The organism is Candidatus Insignibacter tubulum (genome assembly GCF_056790205.1).
On sequence record NZ_CP199715.1, the window covers coordinates 296,070 to 314,393 of the forward strand.

Below are 18,324 nucleotides of genomic sequence, written 5' to 3' on the forward strand. Positions count from 1 at the left end.
TTTTTTCTAAAAAAGAGTCTTAAATGATTAATTTTATTTAATTTAAACTTACTAAAGTAGACTGTATAAAAAAATACAGAGTACTTTAGTTTTCTATTCTAGGAAAAATTATATATAGAAACTTAATCTTAAAACTTATATTGCGAATATGATCATAAAATACTTTTATAGTGATTTTATTACATACTAAAACAATGAAAGAATTAAATAGTTATGTGTTATGAATATTTTAGTTACATATAAATAATATGTTATAAAAACATATTAATATATTTCTACTATTTTAATCATAGCTCTTAGTTTTTCTAAGTTATTTTTTATCTACCTTATAAATCCTTTATATATATACGACATACTCTAGGAGAAATACGTGTAAGTAACTCATAAGGGATAGTATTACATATGTTTGCCAATTTATAAAGGCTTGGATCTTTACCAAATAAAATAGCTTCATCGCCTTCTTCTGCTTTAATATTTGTAACATCTACCATGAGCATATCCATACATATCTCGCCTATTATAGTTGCGTAGGAATCATTGATCTTTACATAAGCCTTCCCTTCCCCTAATCTTTTATCAATACCATCGGCATAACCTACGGGCAAAGTAGCAATACGTGTATTAAATTTTTTAACATAAAATTTCCGTCCATAACTTACAGAATCTCCAGGAAAGAGGGTTTTTATTTGTGAAATAGTTGTTTTTAAAACTCCTACTATCTTGAGTTTTTTCTCCACCCTGTCATCAGGGGATATTCCATAAAGACCAAGACCTAATCTAACCATATCAAAAGTGTATTCAGGAAAATACAAAATACCGGATGAATTAAGAATATGCTTTAAAGGCTGATAACCTAATCCTAGGGCAAATTGTTCCGAAGTATCTCTAAAAGTTTTAATTTGTTCAAGAGAAAATGTTCTTTGTGTAGGATTCTCGCTTGCAGCCATATGTGAAAATATCGACTTTACCCTAAGGGAATTTTCATATTTTATTAAATTCGTCAATTTAGAAATTTCTGTTATTGAAAAGCCAAGACGATGCATCCCAGTATCTATTTTTACATGTATAGGATACGGAATATTAACTATCTGTTTTTTAAGTTCGTAAATAAAATTATTTAATATGTTAAAATTATATATCCCTGGTTCAAGTCTATATTTAATTATAGCAGAAATTGAATTTATATTAGGGTTCATTACCATAATGGGTAAACTAATTCCCTCTTGACGTAATTTGATTCCTTCATCTACATAAGCTACTCCGAGTATGTCTATTTTACTTTGCTCAAGAGCATTAGCTACTTCATAACTTCCATTCCCATAAGAAAAAGCTTTGACCATAGCCATGATCTTTGTACCAGGGTTAAGTATAGAACGATAGTAATTAATATTATGTTCAATAGAGCTCAAATTGATTTCATAAACTGTATCATGAAAAGTCTTTTTAAGACGATATACGATAAGTTCAAAGGTAAATGAACGCGCTCCTTTGATTAATATAACTTCGTTTCTAAAATCAAACTCATACCAATGTTTTAGAAAGTCTTCTGTTGTTTGAAAACAAAAAAAATCCATAGTAAAAAAGTCTTTTGCCCTGCAAATCTCTTCTCCTATTGCGATAATACGCCTTACACCAGCATCGACAGACCATTCAGATAGTTTTCTATATTTTACATTTACAGGCAGGGAATATGACCTAATATCTGAAACTATCAGGGTTTTTTTTACTAATCCTTTATAACATGATGAATCATCGCCTAAGAAATTATGCTTTGAAAGCAAATTAAGTGCTAATTCTATTGCCCGTAAGTCCATATGATAATTATCATTAATAAGCAAGCAGCCTTTTATACCTCTTATTATTTCTATACCTAATTTTATAGAAGGTGAATCAGTCATACATTTAGTAATAATAGTTTCTTATAAGTTCAACTCAAGCAAACACAACTAAACTGTTAAAGCATTACGCAATGAAATGTTATCCTTAAAAGGAATCCATAATTTTTTATTTCTCCCCTTGTAAATGGCATATATATAAAATCTACCATCGTTGCGGTATGTAGACAGTAAACGTAGAGTAGATTTTTTAGAATATCCCCAGGAACATTTAATAATATTTTTGAGTTTAGGAAGAGAGTTGATAATAGCTGAAATATCTGAATAATATTCTAGGAATATAAATCTTTTTACAATCTTTAAAATCTGTCTTAATTCCATCTATTAAATCATTCTGGGGGGATAAATAATTCTAATTTTTCACTAATTAATTCTAAAGATAAGAAGAAAAATTCTCAGAATGAGCAGTCCCAATATTAGTAAATATACCTATGGTAGGAAGTAACATAGAACTAGGTTTACGCATTCCACCTTTTCTTGAAATTTCTGCCTCAAGTCCTATAGAGTGATGTTTATTGATTTGCTATAAAGAAATAGGCACGCTAATCTGAGAGTTATAACTTTTAGGGCTTTTTACAAAAAAAAGAAGTTTGTCCCAAATAATGTGCTAACCATTTTTTTTTACAACGGTTTTACCATTACTACTCATGATAGCTATACATTGAAAATCAAATTTTTTTCTATGATGAATTGCTAAAATCTGCAAGCATTTAAACTCTTGTTAACATAAAAAAATGTGCATTCTAATTTGAAATTATTTAAAATGGTTTTATCAGAAATCACAAAGGCCTTAATACCTGTTTTGATAAGTTGTGGAACATAATTATGCCCATCATCGTTAGAGGGTCTAAATGCAAAAAATAAACTTTTATATGAAAGATCTACTTGCCTTGAATCTATAGATAGATTATCGATAAAGATATTTTTTAGGGGCCAAAAACTTTAATAGGCCTAAGTATTTTAGCAATTTCTTTTAAAGCATACATGTATGTTGATATTTCTCCTTATGAAGGAGTAATTCTTTATTTAAAAGGATTCAAGAAATATTTTAGGATTACTTCTCACAGTTTATAAAATTAATATAGTTTGTTATTAACATAATAATCTATTGATAAATAATTGTTTGCTATTATAGAGTCTTTCTCTTCAAGAGAAAGATATTTATTTATATCTTACTCATAACTTTTAAAAGTTTTTTATAACAACTTTTCTCTTTGTTAAATATAAATATTAATAATATTCACATAAAAAAATATTTATAGATAAATATTTTAAATTTGCTATAGGCCTTAAATCTAGAAAAAATAATTTATAAAGACTTTATATAAAGAGAAATAATTAACTAAAACATATACTAAAAAATGGTAAAATCAAATTACTAATAGTACCCCTTTAATAAAAAAATGATATAAGTTGTCTCTTAGAGAGATTAATTACATAAATAAATGATAAAAGCTTTAAAACTACAACAGGTTCTTTTCAAGAAAAGATTAGAAAATAGATTTTAAATTTTCCTTAACTATGCTTTATCTAATACCCACTCCTATTGGAAATCTTGAAGATGTAACTTTACGTTCCCTTCGCATTCTTGGGGAATCAGATTTGGTGTTAGTTGAAGATACAAGGACTTCTGGAAAGTTGCTTAAGCACTATAATATCCGAAAGCCTCTTAAGGCTTATCATATATATAATGAGCACAAAATACTTCCCTCTTTACTTAAGAGACTTCAAAATCAAGAAACCCTTTCTTTAATCAGCGATGCTGGTACACCCGCTATCTCAGATCCTGGATTTTTATTAATTCGTGCCTGTATAGAAGCTAATTTAAAAGTAGAATGTTTGCCAGGTCCTACAGCACTTATACCAGCTTTGGTAATTTCAGGTATAGCTACTCGGGAATTTATTTTTCTAGGATTTTTACCGTCTAAGAAAGGGAGGAAAAAAAAATTATTAGAGCTTTCCCAAGAAAATAGAACACTTATATTATATGAATCAGCACATAAATTATTGACTACTTTAAAAGATATTAAAGAATATCTAGGTTCTAGAAAGATGGCGATATGTAGAGAACTCTCAAAGAAATTTGAACAAATTATAAGAGGAACTCCTACGGAATTATACTTTCATTTTGAAACAATCGCTCCTAAAGGAGAAATGGTACTAGTAATAGAAGGAAGTAAAAAAAAATAGATGATAAAAAAAAATCGATGGCATAACCCACCTAAAATAAATGAAGGTAATATTCAAATGCTAATGAAAGTACTTGGGATAAACCGTGTTATAGCCTCATTGCTTATTCGAAGGAATATTGATACTTATGAAAAGGCAAGGATTTTTTTTTGTCCTGAGCTAAGTAAACTTTACGATCCTTTTTTGATGAAGGACATGCAGAGTGCCGTTAAGAGAATTTTAAGAGCCATAGAAAAAAACGAATACGTGCTCCTCTATGGAGATTATGATGTTGATGGTGTAACTTCAGTAACTATGATGTATAATTTTCTTAAAGGTTATATCCAATTTTTGCGTTATTATATTCCTGATCGTTATCAAGAGGGATATGGTTTATCTTATAAAGGTATCGATTTTGCTTATAAGCATGGAATTTCATTAATTATTGTTTTTGATTGCGGAATCAAAGATTTCAGTCAAGTAGAATATGCTTATGAAAAAGGAATAGATATTATTATATGTGATCATCATTTGCCTGGGGAAACACTTCCTAAAGCATTTGCTATATTAGATCCAAAAAGATCCGATTGTATCTATCCTTTTAAAGAACTCAGTGGATGTGGCATAGGGTTTAAACTAGTACAGGCTATAACTCAATCTATGTCGTTATCTATTCCAGAGAATATCTTAGATTTAGTGGCCATAAGCATAGTTTCTGATTTAGCACCTATAATAGAGGAAAACCGTATATTGACTTTCTATGGGTTGTATATACTTAATCGAGATAGGCGTCTAGGGTTACAAGCAATTAAAGATAATAATCTAAAAGATATTGATACAACCGATATCCTTTTTTACTTAGGTCCTAAGATAAATGTAGCAGGCCGATTACATCACGCTAAAGATGCAGTGAAATTACTTCTTTCTAAAACTCCAGAACAAGCTAAAGAAAGAGCATTTAAAATCAATTATCTCAATCAACTTAGAAAAGCTATAGATCAAAAAATTACGAATGAAGCTTTAGAATTAATTAAAACGCAAAGAGAAGAGCATCTTTACACAACTGTAATTTTTAAACCCGGATGGAATAAAGGAGTTTTAGGCATAGTTGCTTCCCGATTGATAGAAATATATTACCGTCCTACAGTTGTTTTTACTGAAAATCATGGAAAATTATTAGCTTCAGCACGTTCTATAAATGGATTTAATTTGTATGAAGCACTTGAGAAATGCAGCGCCTATATTGAAAAATTTGGCGGACATAAATATGCTGCTGGGCTTATTATATCTCCAGATAACTTTAAAGGGTTTAAAACTCAATTTGAAAAAATTACTAGAGAAATAGTACAAGATATCCCACATGAGTTAAAAATATCTATCGATTATGAATTAGATCTATCACAAATAGATTCTAAATTTTTGCGTTTGCTTAAGCGTTTTAACCCCTTTGGAAAAGGGAACGAAGAACCTGTTTTTTTATCAAGAAATCTTGTCAATAAAGGGTATGCGGTAAAATTAGGAAGCGATAATAGTCATTTAAAAATGCAAGTAGGGAAATATCAACAAAAAGATATTATCCTACAAACTGCTATAGGCTTTAAATGGGGATATGTTCTTGAAATAGCGCAGGGGAAAAAACCTTTTGATATGGTATATATAATACAGGAGAACTATTGGAAGAACAAAGTCTATACTCAATTAATAATTAAGGATTTAAGATTCCATTTATGATATAAATTTATCAAATTAGTTTATCATTCTGCTTTAAATATTTCTCAAGGGCCATAGCCATTGATGGGGTATCGGGAGTAGGTGCTTTAATATCTATTTTTAATCCTGATTTACAGGCAAGATCAATAGTAGCCTTACCATAAGCAGCAATTGTGGTGCCATTCTGCTTAAAATCAGGGAAATTTTTAAATAAAGATTTAATGCCTAAAGGAGTAAAAAAAACCATAATATCATAATTTATATCTTTCATATCAGAAAGATCACTCGATACTGTTTTATAAAGAATAGCACGTTTCCATTGTACTTTAAGCCTTTCAAGAGAACGTGGAACCTCCGCCTTTAAAATATCAGAAGAGGGTAACAAAAATCTCTCTTGTGGATACTTTTTAATTAAAGGAATAAGGTCAATAAAGTATTTATAACCAATGTAAATCTTACGCTTGCGATAAACTATATATTTCTGAAGATAATATGCTATGATTTCAGATTGGCAAAAGTAGCGCATGGTATCTGGCACCTTAAACCGCATTTGATCAGAAAGTCTAAAATAATGGTCTACAGCATTTTTACTAGTAAAAACCACTGCAGTGAACTGAGAAAAATCTATCTTTTGCTTTCTAACTTCAACAGCTGAGATTTCTTTTATTTCTATAAATGGGCGAAAATCTATCTTTACTCTCTCGCATTTACTCAGCTGAGTATAAGGAGAGGATTCTGAAATGGGACTGGGTTGCGAAACGAGGATATTTTTTATTCTCATCTTTTTATTTTTTATTCCACCTATTCACATATATTCAGAAGGGTTTGGAGGAATATATTTTAGAGAAGGCAAATTTAATAAATATAGAGATAAAAGAGTTTTCTTTATATTATATAAAAAAAATAAACTCATATAGGACACTATAACTTGAATAACATTGAATGTTTTATAGTTTTTTTTTTAAAAAAATTACTTCTTTTATAGAAGAGTAACTTAATAAAATAGGAAGAGTATTTATGTAAAAAGAAGACATAATAAAAGTATTGTTGGTAGTATGATAAAGTCTATTATATAAATACTTTTTTTATAGATAAAAAAGATACTTATTTATAATAATTGAGGGTAAAAAAGAGATCTAGTATAAACTACAATAGTTTGACAAACTAATTTAATCTTGCTAAATAAGATATAGGTTTTTTAGTTGAAAGAATTATTAGCATAGTTTAAAAAAAATATAATAAACAATAGTACTGCATACCGCAAAAATTATGGTAAAACAGTATATGATGTAGTTTAAAATAATAACATATAATTGTTTTTTTAAATCCAAGAGAATTTATTATGATTTTAATACATTTATAAAATATATGTCTGATTCAATTATTATAATTCCTACTTATAATGAAAAAGAAAATATTAAAGAGATTTTGGAAGGTATATTCTTCTCTTAAAGAAGAATTTCGTATACTCGTTGTAGATGGCAATTCTCCTGATGGCACATCCCAGATTATAAAAAATTTCCAACAATATTTTCCTGAAAAATTATATTTAAAAAAATTAGATAAAAAAAACGGTCTGGGGAAAACTTATTTAAACGGATTTCAATGGGCCCTTGAGCGTTCTTACTCTTTTATATTCGAAATGGATTCAGATCTCTCACATAATCCGATAGATTTAATATCTCTTAAAAAAGCCATTAAAGAATCAGATATGGTCATAGGATCCCGGTATTGTAAAGGGGTAAATATAGTAAATTGGCCTATGCAGCGCTTATTGCTTTCGTATTTTGCCTCAAAATATGTCCGTTTTATTACCGGATTACCAATATATGATACTACATCTGGATTTATTTGTTATAAAAGAAAAGTTCTTGAACAAATCATGTCATATCCAATAAAATCATCAGGTTATTTTTCCCAAATTGAAATAAAATATCGGGCTTGGAAAAAAGGATTTCGCTTACATGAGATTCCCATTGTATTTACCGGACGTAATTTTGGAGATTCAAAAATGAATTATAAAATTTTCCAAGAGGCTATGTTAGGAGTAATTGCTTTAAGATTCTTGAAAAATACATAAAGATGAGAAAGATTACCCTTATCAAGGTTCCCCACATTTAGAAAAATGTGGGGAACACCTCCTACTACTAAAGTTTTATATGTCTTAGTAAAGACAAGTTATAAAAGATATTTTCATCTGAAATTAGATAGCTTCCCTATGCTAACCCTTAATGGGTTGAATAATTCAGAAAAAAGTCTCTAAAAAACGTAGCACCATAAAAATAGAAATTTAAAAAAGCTATGAATACTATTCTAAATAATTAAGAGGAGCTATACATAACAATAATATAAGAGGCACCAAGCGGGTTCGAACCGCTGTAAAAGGTTTTGCAGACCTTCGCCTAGCCACTCGGCCATAGTGCCCTACAAAATATAATACCTTACGAAGGTAAACATTTTTTCAAGATATTTCCTCTATATTGTTTCATAAAGACACATACTTTCTCTATTTCACCTCCTACAGGAGGATTTAACTTGCAAAGTTTTATTCGGGCTTTATATATAAAAAAATGTCTTTCAAGTATTCTTGAAAGAATCCTATAAGCTACATTTTCAATTAAATAAGAAGATATCTGCATCTGCTCTAGAACTGTTTGATAAAATGATTGATAATTAACAGTATCAGATAATTCATCGCTTTGAGCTGCCTTTTTAAGATCTAGATATATCTTTAGATCTATTATATAGTCGCTTCCTATCCTTTGTTCTTCTTGTAAACAGCCATGAAAGGCATATATTCTAATATTCTTAAGAATAATGATATCCATATATTATATATTCATGATTTTTTAGTTTTTTTAATAGCCTGCCAAGCTGATAATACTTTTTGATAACTTATAGTTTTATCTCTAAAAAGATTTGAAAAATATATTTTTTCTTTTTCATCAGCACCCAGTTGATTAAGAATATTTGAAAGATGCATTTTCATATGACCTTTTTGTATGCCAGTAGTTATCAGGGATCGAACAGCGGCAAAATTTTGTGCTAATCCAGAAACTGCAAGAATAGTCATAAGCTCTTTAGATGAAGGGGATCCTAATATTTCCAAAGAAAAAGCCGCCATGGGATGTAAAGAGGTAAGTCCACCTATAGTACCTATAGATAAAGGAATATCTAACCAAAAATGGAAAATATCATTACGGATTTCACAACAAGTGAGCCCCATGTATTGAATATTGCGCGCAGCATAGGCATGTACGTTGGATTCTATAGCTCTAAAATCATTTCCGGTTGCTAAAGCTACTGCGTCTACTCCATTCATAATACCTTTATTATGCGTAACAGCTCTATAAGTATCAAGCTTTGCTATGTGTATAGCCTTTTGAAATTTTTCAGCAAACCCTTTTGGCAACTTCTCAGTTTCGTCTATTAAATCCTTTAAAGGGCAACTTACTTCTGCGTGTGCTAAGCAATTAGGAGTGTAATTTGAGAGGACAGCCATAATGATTTCAAGAGATATTTTTTCTTTAGCATTAAATAAGTCACTTTTTATGATCTCGTCCTTAAGGGTGAATGCTAACTGTTCGAGAATAGAATTTATAAAATTAGCACCCATAGCATCGCAAGTATCAAAAAGAACAGTAATCTGGAAATAATTAGGCATATCTTTAGTTCTATCTTCTAAAGAAATTTCTAATATGCCTCCTGAACGTGCACGCATACTCGAAGTAATTTTTTCAGTATTTAGTAAAAGTTTAGTTTTCAAACTATTTAAAAAAAAACACTTTAACTTATTACTGCAAGTATCCATAGTAAAATGAATTTGTCCAGGTTTTTTTACAGAGCTTACCCAAGCTTTAAATCCTCCAAGTTTTCGCCAGAATTTAGCAGCTTTAGATGCTGCTGCTACTACTGAACTCTCTTCTATGACCATAGGTAATGTGTATTCCCTTTTATTGATAAGGAACCCAGGTGCTATACTAAAAGGCAGATAAAAGTTAGAGAGTGTGTTTTCAGAAAATTCTTCATGAAGCTTTTGAATTTTTATATCAGGATTACTATATCTCTTTAAAAGATTATTCCCATATTCATAATCTTTTATGAAATTTTTTAAAAGCCAATATATTTTTCTTTCTTTAGACCACTTAGAAAAACCTTTTTCTAAAAAACTATTCATAATGAATAAATATCTAGAGAAATCTATGTGATTTTTTATAAGGGAAGCACAGAGATTTATCTTTTAAAGAGAAAAATGGCAAAGCCTAATCATTTCTTCTTTTTTTTTTGTTAGTAATCTATCTTAGATAAAGATCGAAAGAAGTTTTATTATTGCCTAGTTAGATATTTTATGAACAATATTTTTAATGCTAGGTCAATAAAAATAACTCACTAATTTATTAAATAGATTTCTCCTATTTAAAAAATATTAATCTCAAAAAACTATCTGAAGCATACTCTTTATAAAATACTCGATCAATTTTTTTTCTTAAAAATTATAATTACTATATTTTCATAATTTTTAAAATTACCTGTCTTTATAAATAGTTAAGTAAAATTCTATAAAATTTTCATTACATTATTATTTTTTGAATATAAAATTATTAAATAAATAATAGATAATCAAGATGTTTCTATCTTATGAAAAGACATATAAATATCCCTAGTAAGGGATATTTATATGTCTTTGGAGTCTAATGGTTTCCTCTGGTTAAGACAAACTTTTATATGGTTATAATAATTATTAATATAATTTATAACTATAAAATAAATTTATCATGTGATATAAATCAAAAAACGAATCGATTATTAACCTAATGAAGTAAAATTATCCTTATTTATAAATAAATCCTTTCTCTATATATCTTAGTAAAAAATTATAATCTAAAGAGTTATAACTAAACTCAGTTTTCTTTATTTTATATCTAAATATGGGATAACTAAATATAGTTTTATCTACTAATAGATAAAAAAACAATTTTTAATTATACCGATTTTTTTTATAAGTTGTTTTTCAGTAGGCATATTATTTCTTTGATACGTTATTTATCGAGAAAGAGAATATAAATAAAGAGTTAAAATAGCTTATTCCAGCTTTTATAATAGCTAGTCTATAATATACTGTAATATACACATCACTCATACTTATTTTTATCTCCTTTTAGGAGTATTTTTCTTAGACAAAGAGAGTTCTCGTCCTTATAAAGACACAAGTATGATTTGATATATAGGGGTTTTATTCATAATAGCGTCTTCTTATAAAGAAGAAGACGCATAAAATTCCCTATTGTTTATAGAGTAGCTATTGAAATTTTTCTTATAAAATCATTTATTTACTATAAAAGGATAGATATGTCGTTATTTATCGCTAATATGCAGGGTATATATTTATATAAATCAGGAGTTAAATTACTTATATTTTTACTAGTTTAACGTTTTCCTTTTATATGCTTGTTTACTTGAGCTTTTAAGGATAGGTCTTCTAAAAAGCACATAAATAAGATAAAGTATACAACTAATACCTTAAAATTATGAGAATTATGTTATCTATGATTATTATGCTAGGATGCTTAAAAAGCATGTTATGTATAGAGCAAAAGCAAAAAAACACAATTATAAAACATCAGATCAAGTGGGAAGAATTAGATAATATAGATGAAATTATAAGGAAAAATCCGAAAAAAAAAATACTCCTATTCATCTATACCAATTGGTGTCTTTACTGTAAAAAAATGGAAAAAGAAACCTTAAGTGATCAACAAGTAATTAAATATATTAATGATAATTATATTTCGGTAAAAATCAATGCTGAAACAAAGGATATCTTAACTTATAAAGGACAAAAATATGCTTATTCACCCCTATTAAAAATAAATCGTTTGGCTTATTATCTCTTAAATGGAGATATGAGCTATCCCTCTACTTTATTTATAGATAGAAACACAAAAATTACTATTTTAAAAGGCTTTATTAACTCTGATAAATTCATAGAAAAACTTAGATCTATTTATTAAGATTAATAAAGCATATAAATATTCTTAATATATGGGAATTTATAGCTATACTTTAAAAGATTCTTCTTAAAAAGAATCTATCCTTATTTTTTAACTTTTGAGAAAGTTTTTTTTATTTTAGAGATTATATACCTATAGTAAGATTGCTAGATTTATGTAGTATTATCTTTTCCTTAAAAAGGATTTTAGTTTTTATTTTCCCCTTAATAAGAATCTACGAAAATGTCATATTTTTTTTATTATACCTTCCAAGTTTCTCCTCCGCTAATGAGCTTATCTAATGAAATAGGCTTACTTTTTTGGGCCTCGTAGATTTGATCGTGAAAAAGTGTATCGTAACAAGGACGGTTCTCTTGATAAAAAATTCCAAAAGGTCTTGGGAATTCTTCTTGTGTTTTTGTATTAAAAAATCTCGCTAAAAGGCCTGCTTTAGTACGATCAGTTTTATCATGAATCCACAGATCTGAGAGGTTATAATTCCCCTCTTTTAAAGAAACTATTTTAGGTTGAAGCCCATCAAGATATATTCCTAGTTGATCTTGATATCCAAAAATTAAAGGATTCTCGTGTTTAAGGAAAATAGTATTATTAACTTTACTAGATTTTTGAGTAAATACTTCAAAAGCCCCATCATTAAATATGTTACAATTCTGATAAATCTCTAAAAAAGAAGTGCCATTATGTTCTTGTGATTTTAATAGCATTTCACGAAGATGTCCAGGATCTCTATCCATAGTACGTGATACAAAGCTAGCTCCAGCACCTAATACAAGACTTAAAGAGTTAAATGGACTATCAATAGTGCCCATAGGGGAGGATTTTGTACGCAACCCCAAGCTTGAAGTGGGAGAATATTGACCCTTGGTTAAACCATAAATCTCGTTATTAAAAAGCAATACATTTACATCTAGATTTCTCCTAAGCAAATGAATCATATGATTGCCCCCAATAGAAAGACCATCTCCATCACCCGTAATAATCCATATGTTTAAATCTGGATTTGCAAGCTTAACTCCGGTGGCAATAGCAGGAGCTCGGCCATGAATGCCATGTAATCCAAAGGTATCCATATAATATGGGAAACGTGAAGAACATCCGATACCTGATATAAAAACTATTTTTTCTTTTAAAACGTCTATCTCAGACAAGATAGATTGCATTTGTTTTAGAATGGAGTAGTCTCCACAACCTGGACACCATTTAATCTCCAAATTAGAGGCAAAATCTTTAGAGGTGTATTTTTTCTTCAAAGTACTAAATATTAACTACATATACAAACAAAAAACAAATATATAAATACATAAGGCCTCATATATTTATTTTTTATAAAAACATCTAGATATTATTAATGATATGGGTTTACTTACTTAAATGATAAAGTAAAAATGAAGAGGGATATCTCTTATGGGATAAGAGATTTATTAAAAAAAGTGACACTGCATTTAAGTATAAAAATTTAGAATCTTATTATAAGATATAATTTATTAAAAGGGTTCCTTTCTCATATGTACAAGTTTCTTTAAAATATAACTTTACTAAATAAATCATTTTGTTTATTAGGCAAAGATCTTTTCCCTAAATGTTTATAAGCTAACAAAGTAGCTTCTCTTCCACGTGGCGTACGCATTAAATACCCTTCTTGAATAAGGAAAGGTTCATAAACTTCTTCTATAGTATCTGTATTTTCGCTTACAGCAGTAGCAATAGTACTTATACCTACAGGACCTCCTTTAAATTTATCAATAATTACCGCTAAAATCTTATTATCCATTTCATCAAGTCCATATTTATCTACATTAAGAGCCTGTAGGGCAATTTCCGAAATACTTAAATCTATTTTACCGTTTCCTTTGATTTGGGCGAAATCGCGCACACGTCTTAACAAAGCGTTAGAAATACGAGGTGTACCACGACTTCTTCTAGCGATCTCTATAGCGGCTTGATCAGAAATAAAAATCTTTAAAAAATTAGCACTTCGCTTTATAATATTTTTTAAAATTTCTTTTTGATAGTATTCTAATCTGCAATTGATACTAAAACGTGCTCGCATAGGCGCTGTAAGAAGTCCTGAACGTGTAGTAGCACCTATAAGAGTAAACGGGTGTAGGTTAATTTGTACGGAACGGGCATTAGGACCAGATTCAATCATTATATCTATGCGATAATCTTCCATAGCTGAATATAAATATTCCTCTACTAAAGGGGAAAGACGATGAATTTCATCTATAAAAAGTATATCATTAGGAGCTAAATGAGTTAATAATCCAGCTAAATCTCCTGGTTTATCAAGCACCGGACCAGATACAATTCTAATACTTACACCTAATTCATTAGCGATGATATGCGCTAAGGTAGTTTTCCCCAAACCAGGAGGGCCATGTAAAAGTAAATGATCTAATGCCTCAGATCGTTGCTTAGCTGCCTGTACGAAAACTTTTATATTTTCAAGAATTTTTTCCTGACCACTGAAATCGTTAAAACATTTTGGGCGTATTATTTTTTCAAAATCCAAATCTTCAGAATGAAGGTTTTTTTTATCTGAATTTAATAGATGATTCATAAATGTTCCCTAAGATTGTTTTTTAAATTAAAAAAATCCATATCCACAAAATTCTAAAAAAATAATGTATTGATGAAAAAAACCTTTTACCGTAGTATGTCCTGCATATAAACTACAGATGTAGTTTTACACTTAGATTATGTGATACTATAAATATTTAGATATCTAAAACAAAAAATTTTTAATATCATAGTATATGGTTATAAAGTAAATATAATAATAGATCTAAATGAACTTATATAGATTGAGTATATCTCAAGTTTATTTAAATGATATACAAGATATTGTCCACTTAACTAATTTTTACATATCAAAATAAGTAAAATTAAAAGAATGTAAGTAAAAGAAAGTTTTTACATATTCCAGGAATATATTTGTTTAACAAGTTTATAATCAGTTCGATCGAAACTTATTGGGACTATCGACACATAGCCTTCTTTTAAGGCTTTATAATCATTATCAATTCCTTGATCAGTATCTATATGGGTTCCTGTAAGCCAGTAATAGTTATTCCCTTTAGGATCGATGCGCTTCTCAAAATTTTCCCTCCATATACCCTTGCTTTGTCTACAAGCTTTAATTCCTTTAATTTGTTCCCTAGGTAAATTTGGAATATTTACATTTAAAATACCTTCTTTTGGAAATTTTTTATTTAGGACTTTTTTAACTATATTCTCAACATAGTATTGAGCTGCTGAAAAATCTGCTGACCATGAATAATTTAAAAGAGAAAAACCAATCCCTGGAATACCTGCTAAAGCAGCTTCTACAGCTGCTGATACTGTACCGGAGTATAGTACATTTACTGAGGCATTAGTTCCATGATTAATACCTGATACGCAAATATCAGGAGTTTGTAAAAGTATTTGATCTATAGCTAATTTAACACAATCTACTGGTGTGCCCGAAACTTGCCACTCTTTTTGTGGACCATTATCAATTTTCACAGGTTCATATCGTATAGGGTAGGCTATGGAAACAGAATGAGATTTTCCCGATTGTACTCTATCAGGAGCTACTACATAAACCTGTCCCAAGGAGTTCATTACCTCTATCAGCGCTCGAATCCCAGGAGCAAAAATACTATCGTCATTAGTAACTAGAATAATACTTTTTTCTTTCATTTTTTTTCTCAGTAATTAAATATGATCTTTGTGCTTTAATAAGTAGGGTAATAAAAGTAGATTGTTTTTTGCATATTTAGTTAACTAAAATATAAAAAATTATATGATTTTAAGTCAATTCAAAAACAAGAAATGTTTTTTATTTTTTGTTGTCTTCATTTTCTTATTGTTTAGTTTTTCCCCTCCTAGACAATATAATTTGTCTAAACAGGATAAAGATAAAGCCATCCTTAAATCTATTTATTATACACTATTATTCTTCCATTACCATTCACCCGAGATAAATGAAAAATTCTCAGAAGGAGTCTATAAAAGATATTTAGATATAATAGACCCGCAAAAACTATATTTCTTAGAATCAGAAATATCTAAGTTTTCTAATTATAGGAAAAAACTCGCAAATGCTTTTATTGGCGGTAACACGAATTTTTTTGATGTCAGTATTACCTGTCTCCGGGGGAAGATAAGTTATCTTGAGAAATTAATCAAAAAGATATTAGGACAACCTTTTGATTTTACTAAAAAGGAAATGATTATGCTTGGTGGGAACAATAAATCATATGCTAAGAACGTTCAAGAATTTGAAGATAAATGGAGAATATATTTGAAATACACAACTCTTATAGAGATGACCTCATCTAAAAAGGATAGTAAAAACAAAAAAAATGAAAACGTTAACTTATTATCTGAAGAACTCGCTCGAAAAAAAGTGCTACAAAATATCATGGATTATTTTAGGCAGTTAAAAATGAGGAAAAAGAATGATTTATTTACAATATATATAAATGCAATAACGGCACAATATGATCCACATACAATGTATTTATCCTCGAAAGATAAAGAGGACTTTGATTTTAAAATATCTGGGCAACTAGAAGGTATAGGGGCTATTTTACAGGATAAAAAAGGCTATAGCACTATAGTTAAACTCATTGTAGGAGGACCAGCGTGGAAAAGTAAACAAATTGAGGTAGGAGATAAAATCTTGAAAGTTGCGCAAGGAAAATATGGAGAATATAAAAATATCTTAGGGTTATTACTAAGTGATTCAATTAGATTAATACGTGGCAGGAAAGGGAGCATAGTACGTTTAACTTTGCAAAAGCAGGACGGACGTATAAAAGAAATATCTCTAGTCCGTGATGTAGTCGAACAAAAGGAAATGTTTACTAGAAGTGTACTCTTAAAAGATAAGAGTAAAAACTACTATGGCTATATTTATCTTCCGGAATTTTACTTTAATCCTAAAAACAAAAATGGCAGAAATGCTGTAAATGACATACAAAATGAAATTGAGCGATTAAAGAAAAATAATATCAAAGGATTAGTTCTGGATCTTAGAAATAATGGAGGAGGTTCTTTAGAAGCTGCAGTAAATATTGCTGGACTTTTTATAGGTAAAGGTCCAATAGTTCAATTACGACATAATAATGGAAAAAAAGAAATTATCAGTTCAAATATTAATTCAGCGTTCTGGAGAGGGCCGTTAATAGTTCTTGTAAACGAGTATTCGGCATCTGCATCAGAGATACTAGCTGGCGCGCTTCAAGACTATCAAAGAGGCCTTATTATAGGGGGAGAGCAAACTTATGGAAAAGGGACGGTACAAACACTTTTACCTTTAAATAATTTTTTATTCACTAAAAGTGATATGGGCGTGCTTAAAATTACAATAAGTAAGTTTTATAGAATAAACGGAAGTTCTACGCAACTTAAAGGAGTAGAGCCAGATTTAGTTATACCTGGAAAATTTTCTTATAATAAATTTAGTGAAAAGGATCAGGAAAATCCAATGAAGTGGGATAGAATAGAAGCTATTCCTTATAGACTTTGGGAACATGCATATAAGCTAAAAAATATCCAAGAACGATTTAAAAAAAAAAATTGTAACGATGTATATATAAAAATACTAACCAAATTAGCTCGTTCTAATCAAATCTTAGAAAAAGATAAAAGCATTCCCTTACAATGGGAAAAATTTAAGATAAAGATGGAAGAAAAGGAAGAAAAAAATAAGGCTTTCAACTCTCTAGAAAATTATACAAATGGATTAATCGTAAAATCACTTACTGAAAGTTATCCTATAGGAATTTCAGATAATAATCAAGATAAAGAATGGATGATAAGTCTTAAAAAAGATATTTATATAGGGAAAGCTATAGAGGCACTTAGAGCTTATCATTAATAATTTACAGAACCTATTTTAGGATTTAATTTTTATAAAAAATATATCATTGCTACTAACCAGTTAAATTATATATGTGAATATCCATATAATTGCCATCCATTTACGATCATCAACCTACATTTTAGGCTAACGGCCTAGGATAATTAGAGAAAATTAAGATTTATTTTTTAATGATTAGTTATAGAAATAGAATAAATTACTGTCTGATAAAAAAAGCACTTAATATCATGAAAAAGATAGCTGATCTACTCAAGATATAAATATATAATCAAAGAATAAATTTAATATTACTAAAACTAAATAATTGTAAAGCTGATAGTGAACAGCTACTTCAAAGTTTAATTTTTTTTAGATACTATATGTTGTTTAACCTATGGAACTCTAAAACAGTCTAAGACAATAAAATAAGTTCTCAGGATAGTAGAAAATGTTAATGTAAACCATTTTTAAGGTCTTATTTATCAGTAAGTTATACTATTTTTTCTCTCTTTATAATAGAGAAAAATGCTCTTTAAGTATAATTCTAAGTTTAGTAAATAGTAAAACAAATAGTATATTAGCCTATGCGAAATCTTTAAAGAAATCCTAAATATCCTCAGTAGCTCAGTTGGTTAGAGCACCTGACTGTTAATCAGGGAGTCGCTGGTTCAAGTCCAGCCTGGGGAGC

13 protein-coding genes, 2 tRNA genes and 1 pseudogene are annotated in these 18,324 nt (G+C 29.0%); 6 read left to right on the forward strand and 10 right to left on the reverse strand.

Features of this window, described 5'->3' with window-relative positions:
- Positions 1–326 precede the first annotated feature (326 nt).
- The 3 genes from alr to ACUBP5_RS01160 all read right to left on the reverse strand — a co-directional run bounded on the left by alr (position 327) and on the right by ACUBP5_RS01160 (position 2,816).
- A complete protein-coding gene (gene alr, locus ACUBP5_RS01150) occupies positions 327–1,898 on the reverse strand; it encodes an alanine racemase (protein WP_482168478.1) in 1,572 nt (523 codons plus the stop codon).
- A gap of 48 nt (positions 1,899–1,946) precedes the next feature.
- On the reverse strand, positions 1,947–2,216 hold the full coding sequence (locus ACUBP5_RS01155; RefSeq protein ID WP_482168479.1) for a hypothetical protein: 270 nt from the start codon (positions 2,214–2,216) through the stop codon (positions 1,947–1,949).
- A gap of 372 nt (positions 2,217–2,588) precedes the next feature.
- On the reverse strand, positions 2,589–2,816 hold the full coding sequence (locus tag ACUBP5_RS01160; RefSeq protein WP_482168601.1) for a Mur ligase domain-containing protein: 228 nt from the start codon (positions 2,814–2,816) through the stop codon (positions 2,589–2,591).
- Positions 2,817–3,416: 600 nt separating this feature from the next.
- Here ACUBP5_RS01160 and rsmI point away from each other — a divergent pair.
- On the forward strand, positions 3,417–4,085 hold the full coding sequence (gene rsmI / locus ACUBP5_RS01165; RefSeq protein WP_482168480.1) for a 16S rRNA (cytidine(1402)-2'-O)-methyltransferase: 669 nt from the start codon (positions 3,417–3,419) through the stop codon (positions 4,083–4,085).
- The gene (recJ, locus tag ACUBP5_RS01170; protein ID WP_482168481.1) at positions 4,086–5,795 is read left to right on the forward strand and encodes a single-stranded-DNA-specific exonuclease RecJ; all 1,710 of its coding nucleotides are present in this window, start codon (positions 4,086–4,088) and stop codon (positions 5,793–5,795) included.
- 10 nt (positions 5,796–5,805) lie between these two features.
- Here the strand turns inward: recJ and ACUBP5_RS01175 are convergent, their stop codons facing one another.
- Positions 5,806–6,555: a uroporphyrinogen-III synthase gene (locus tag ACUBP5_RS01175; protein WP_482168482.1), complete on the reverse strand. Its 750-nt coding sequence runs from the start codon at positions 6,553–6,555 to the stop codon at positions 5,806–5,808.
- A gap of 587 nt (positions 6,556–7,142) precedes the next feature.
- Here ACUBP5_RS01175 and ACUBP5_RS01180 point away from each other — a divergent pair.
- Positions 7,143–7,854, forward strand: a pseudogene (locus tag ACUBP5_RS01180) (polyprenol monophosphomannose synthase).
- 273 nt (positions 7,855–8,127) lie between these two features.
- Here ACUBP5_RS01180 and ACUBP5_RS01185 read toward each other — a convergent pair.
- From ACUBP5_RS01185 to ACUBP5_RS01195, 3 genes are all read right to left on the reverse strand, one after another.
- Positions 8,128–8,198: transfer RNA gene (locus ACUBP5_RS01185), tRNA-Cys, on the reverse strand.
- Positions 8,199–8,215: 17 nt separating this feature from the next.
- Positions 8,216–8,602: a dihydroneopterin aldolase gene (gene folB, locus ACUBP5_RS01190; protein WP_482168483.1), complete on the reverse strand. Its 387-nt coding sequence runs from the start codon at positions 8,600–8,602 to the stop codon at positions 8,216–8,218.
- An 11-nt stretch (positions 8,603–8,613) separates the two neighbouring features.
- The gene (locus ACUBP5_RS01195) at positions 8,614–9,951 is read right to left on the reverse strand and encodes a hydroxymethylglutaryl-CoA reductase (protein WP_482168484.1); all 1,338 of its coding nucleotides are present in this window, start codon (positions 9,949–9,951) and stop codon (positions 8,614–8,616) included.
- A 1,360-nt stretch (positions 9,952–11,311) separates the two neighbouring features.
- Here ACUBP5_RS01195 and ACUBP5_RS01200 point away from each other — a divergent pair.
- Positions 11,312–11,785, forward strand: a complete 474-nt coding sequence (locus ACUBP5_RS01200; protein WP_482168485.1) for a thioredoxin family protein — start codon at positions 11,312–11,314, stop codon at positions 11,783–11,785.
- 239 nt (positions 11,786–12,024) lie between these two features.
- Here ACUBP5_RS01200 and ACUBP5_RS01205 read toward each other — a convergent pair whose 3' ends face one another.
- The 3 genes from ACUBP5_RS01205 to surE all read right to left on the reverse strand — a co-directional run bounded on the left by ACUBP5_RS01205 (position 12,025) and on the right by surE (position 15,469).
- Positions 12,025–13,035 (reverse strand): 2-oxoacid:ferredoxin oxidoreductase subunit beta, encoded by a 1,011-nt coding sequence (locus tag ACUBP5_RS01205; RefSeq protein WP_482168486.1) that lies wholly within the window; start codon positions 13,033–13,035, stop codon positions 12,025–12,027.
- A 269-nt stretch (positions 13,036–13,304) separates the two neighbouring features.
- Complete coding sequence (ruvB, locus tag ACUBP5_RS01210; RefSeq protein WP_482168487.1) at positions 13,305–14,345, reverse strand: Holliday junction branch migration DNA helicase RuvB; 1,041 nt, start codon at positions 14,343–14,345, stop codon at positions 13,305–13,307.
- Positions 14,346–14,698: 353 nt separating this feature from the next.
- Entirely contained in the window at positions 14,699–15,469 is a 771-nt protein-coding gene (gene surE, locus ACUBP5_RS01215; protein ID WP_482168488.1) for a 5'/3'-nucleotidase SurE, read from the reverse strand.
- A 199-nt stretch (positions 15,470–15,668) separates the two neighbouring features.
- Between surE and ACUBP5_RS01220 the strand changes: the two genes are divergently transcribed.
- Both ACUBP5_RS01220 and ACUBP5_RS01225 read left to right on the forward strand, forming a co-directional pair.
- Positions 15,669–17,654 (forward strand): carboxy terminal-processing peptidase, encoded by a 1,986-nt coding sequence (locus tag ACUBP5_RS01220; protein ID WP_482168489.1) that lies wholly within the window; start codon positions 15,669–15,671, stop codon positions 17,652–17,654.
- Between the two features lie 595 nt (positions 17,655–18,249).
- Positions 18,250–18,323: transfer RNA gene (locus ACUBP5_RS01225), tRNA-Asn, on the forward strand.
- Position 18,324 lies beyond the last annotated feature (1 nt).

Bases quoted from the DNA above. Each gene is read 5' to 3' on its own strand.
- ACUBP5_RS01195 (WP_482168484.1), bottom strand. From the start codon at position 9,951: ATGAATAGTTTTTTAGAAAAAGGTTTTTCTAAGTGGTCTAAAGAAAGA.
- folB (WP_482168483.1), bottom strand. From the start codon at position 8,602: ATGGATATCATTATTCTTAAGAATATTAGAATATATGCCTTTCATGGC.
- rsmI (WP_482168480.1), top strand. From the start codon at position 3,417: ATGCTTTATCTAATACCCACTCCTATTGGAAATCTTGAAGATGTAACT.
- alr (WP_482168478.1), bottom strand. From the start codon at position 1,898: ATGACTGATTCACCTTCTATAAAATTAGGTATAGAAATAATAAGAGGT.
- ruvB (WP_482168487.1), bottom strand. From the start codon at position 14,345: ATGAATCATCTATTAAATTCAGATAAAAAAAACCTTCATTCTGAAGAT.
- ACUBP5_RS01175 (WP_482168482.1), bottom strand. From the start codon at position 6,555: ATGAGAATAAAAAATATCCTCGTTTCGCAACCCAGTCCCATTTCAGAA.
- surE (WP_482168488.1), bottom strand. From the start codon at position 15,469: ATGAAAGAAAAAAGTATTATTCTAGTTACTAATGACGATAGTATTTTT.
- ACUBP5_RS01200 (WP_482168485.1), top strand. From the start codon at position 11,312: ATGTTATCTATGATTATTATGCTAGGATGCTTAAAAAGCATGTTATGT.
- recJ (WP_482168481.1), top strand. From the start codon at position 4,086: ATGATAAAAAAAAATCGATGGCATAACCCACCTAAAATAAATGAAGGT.
- ACUBP5_RS01155 (WP_482168479.1), bottom strand. From the start codon at position 2,216: ATGGAATTAAGACAGATTTTAAAGATTGTAAAAAGATTTATATTCCTA.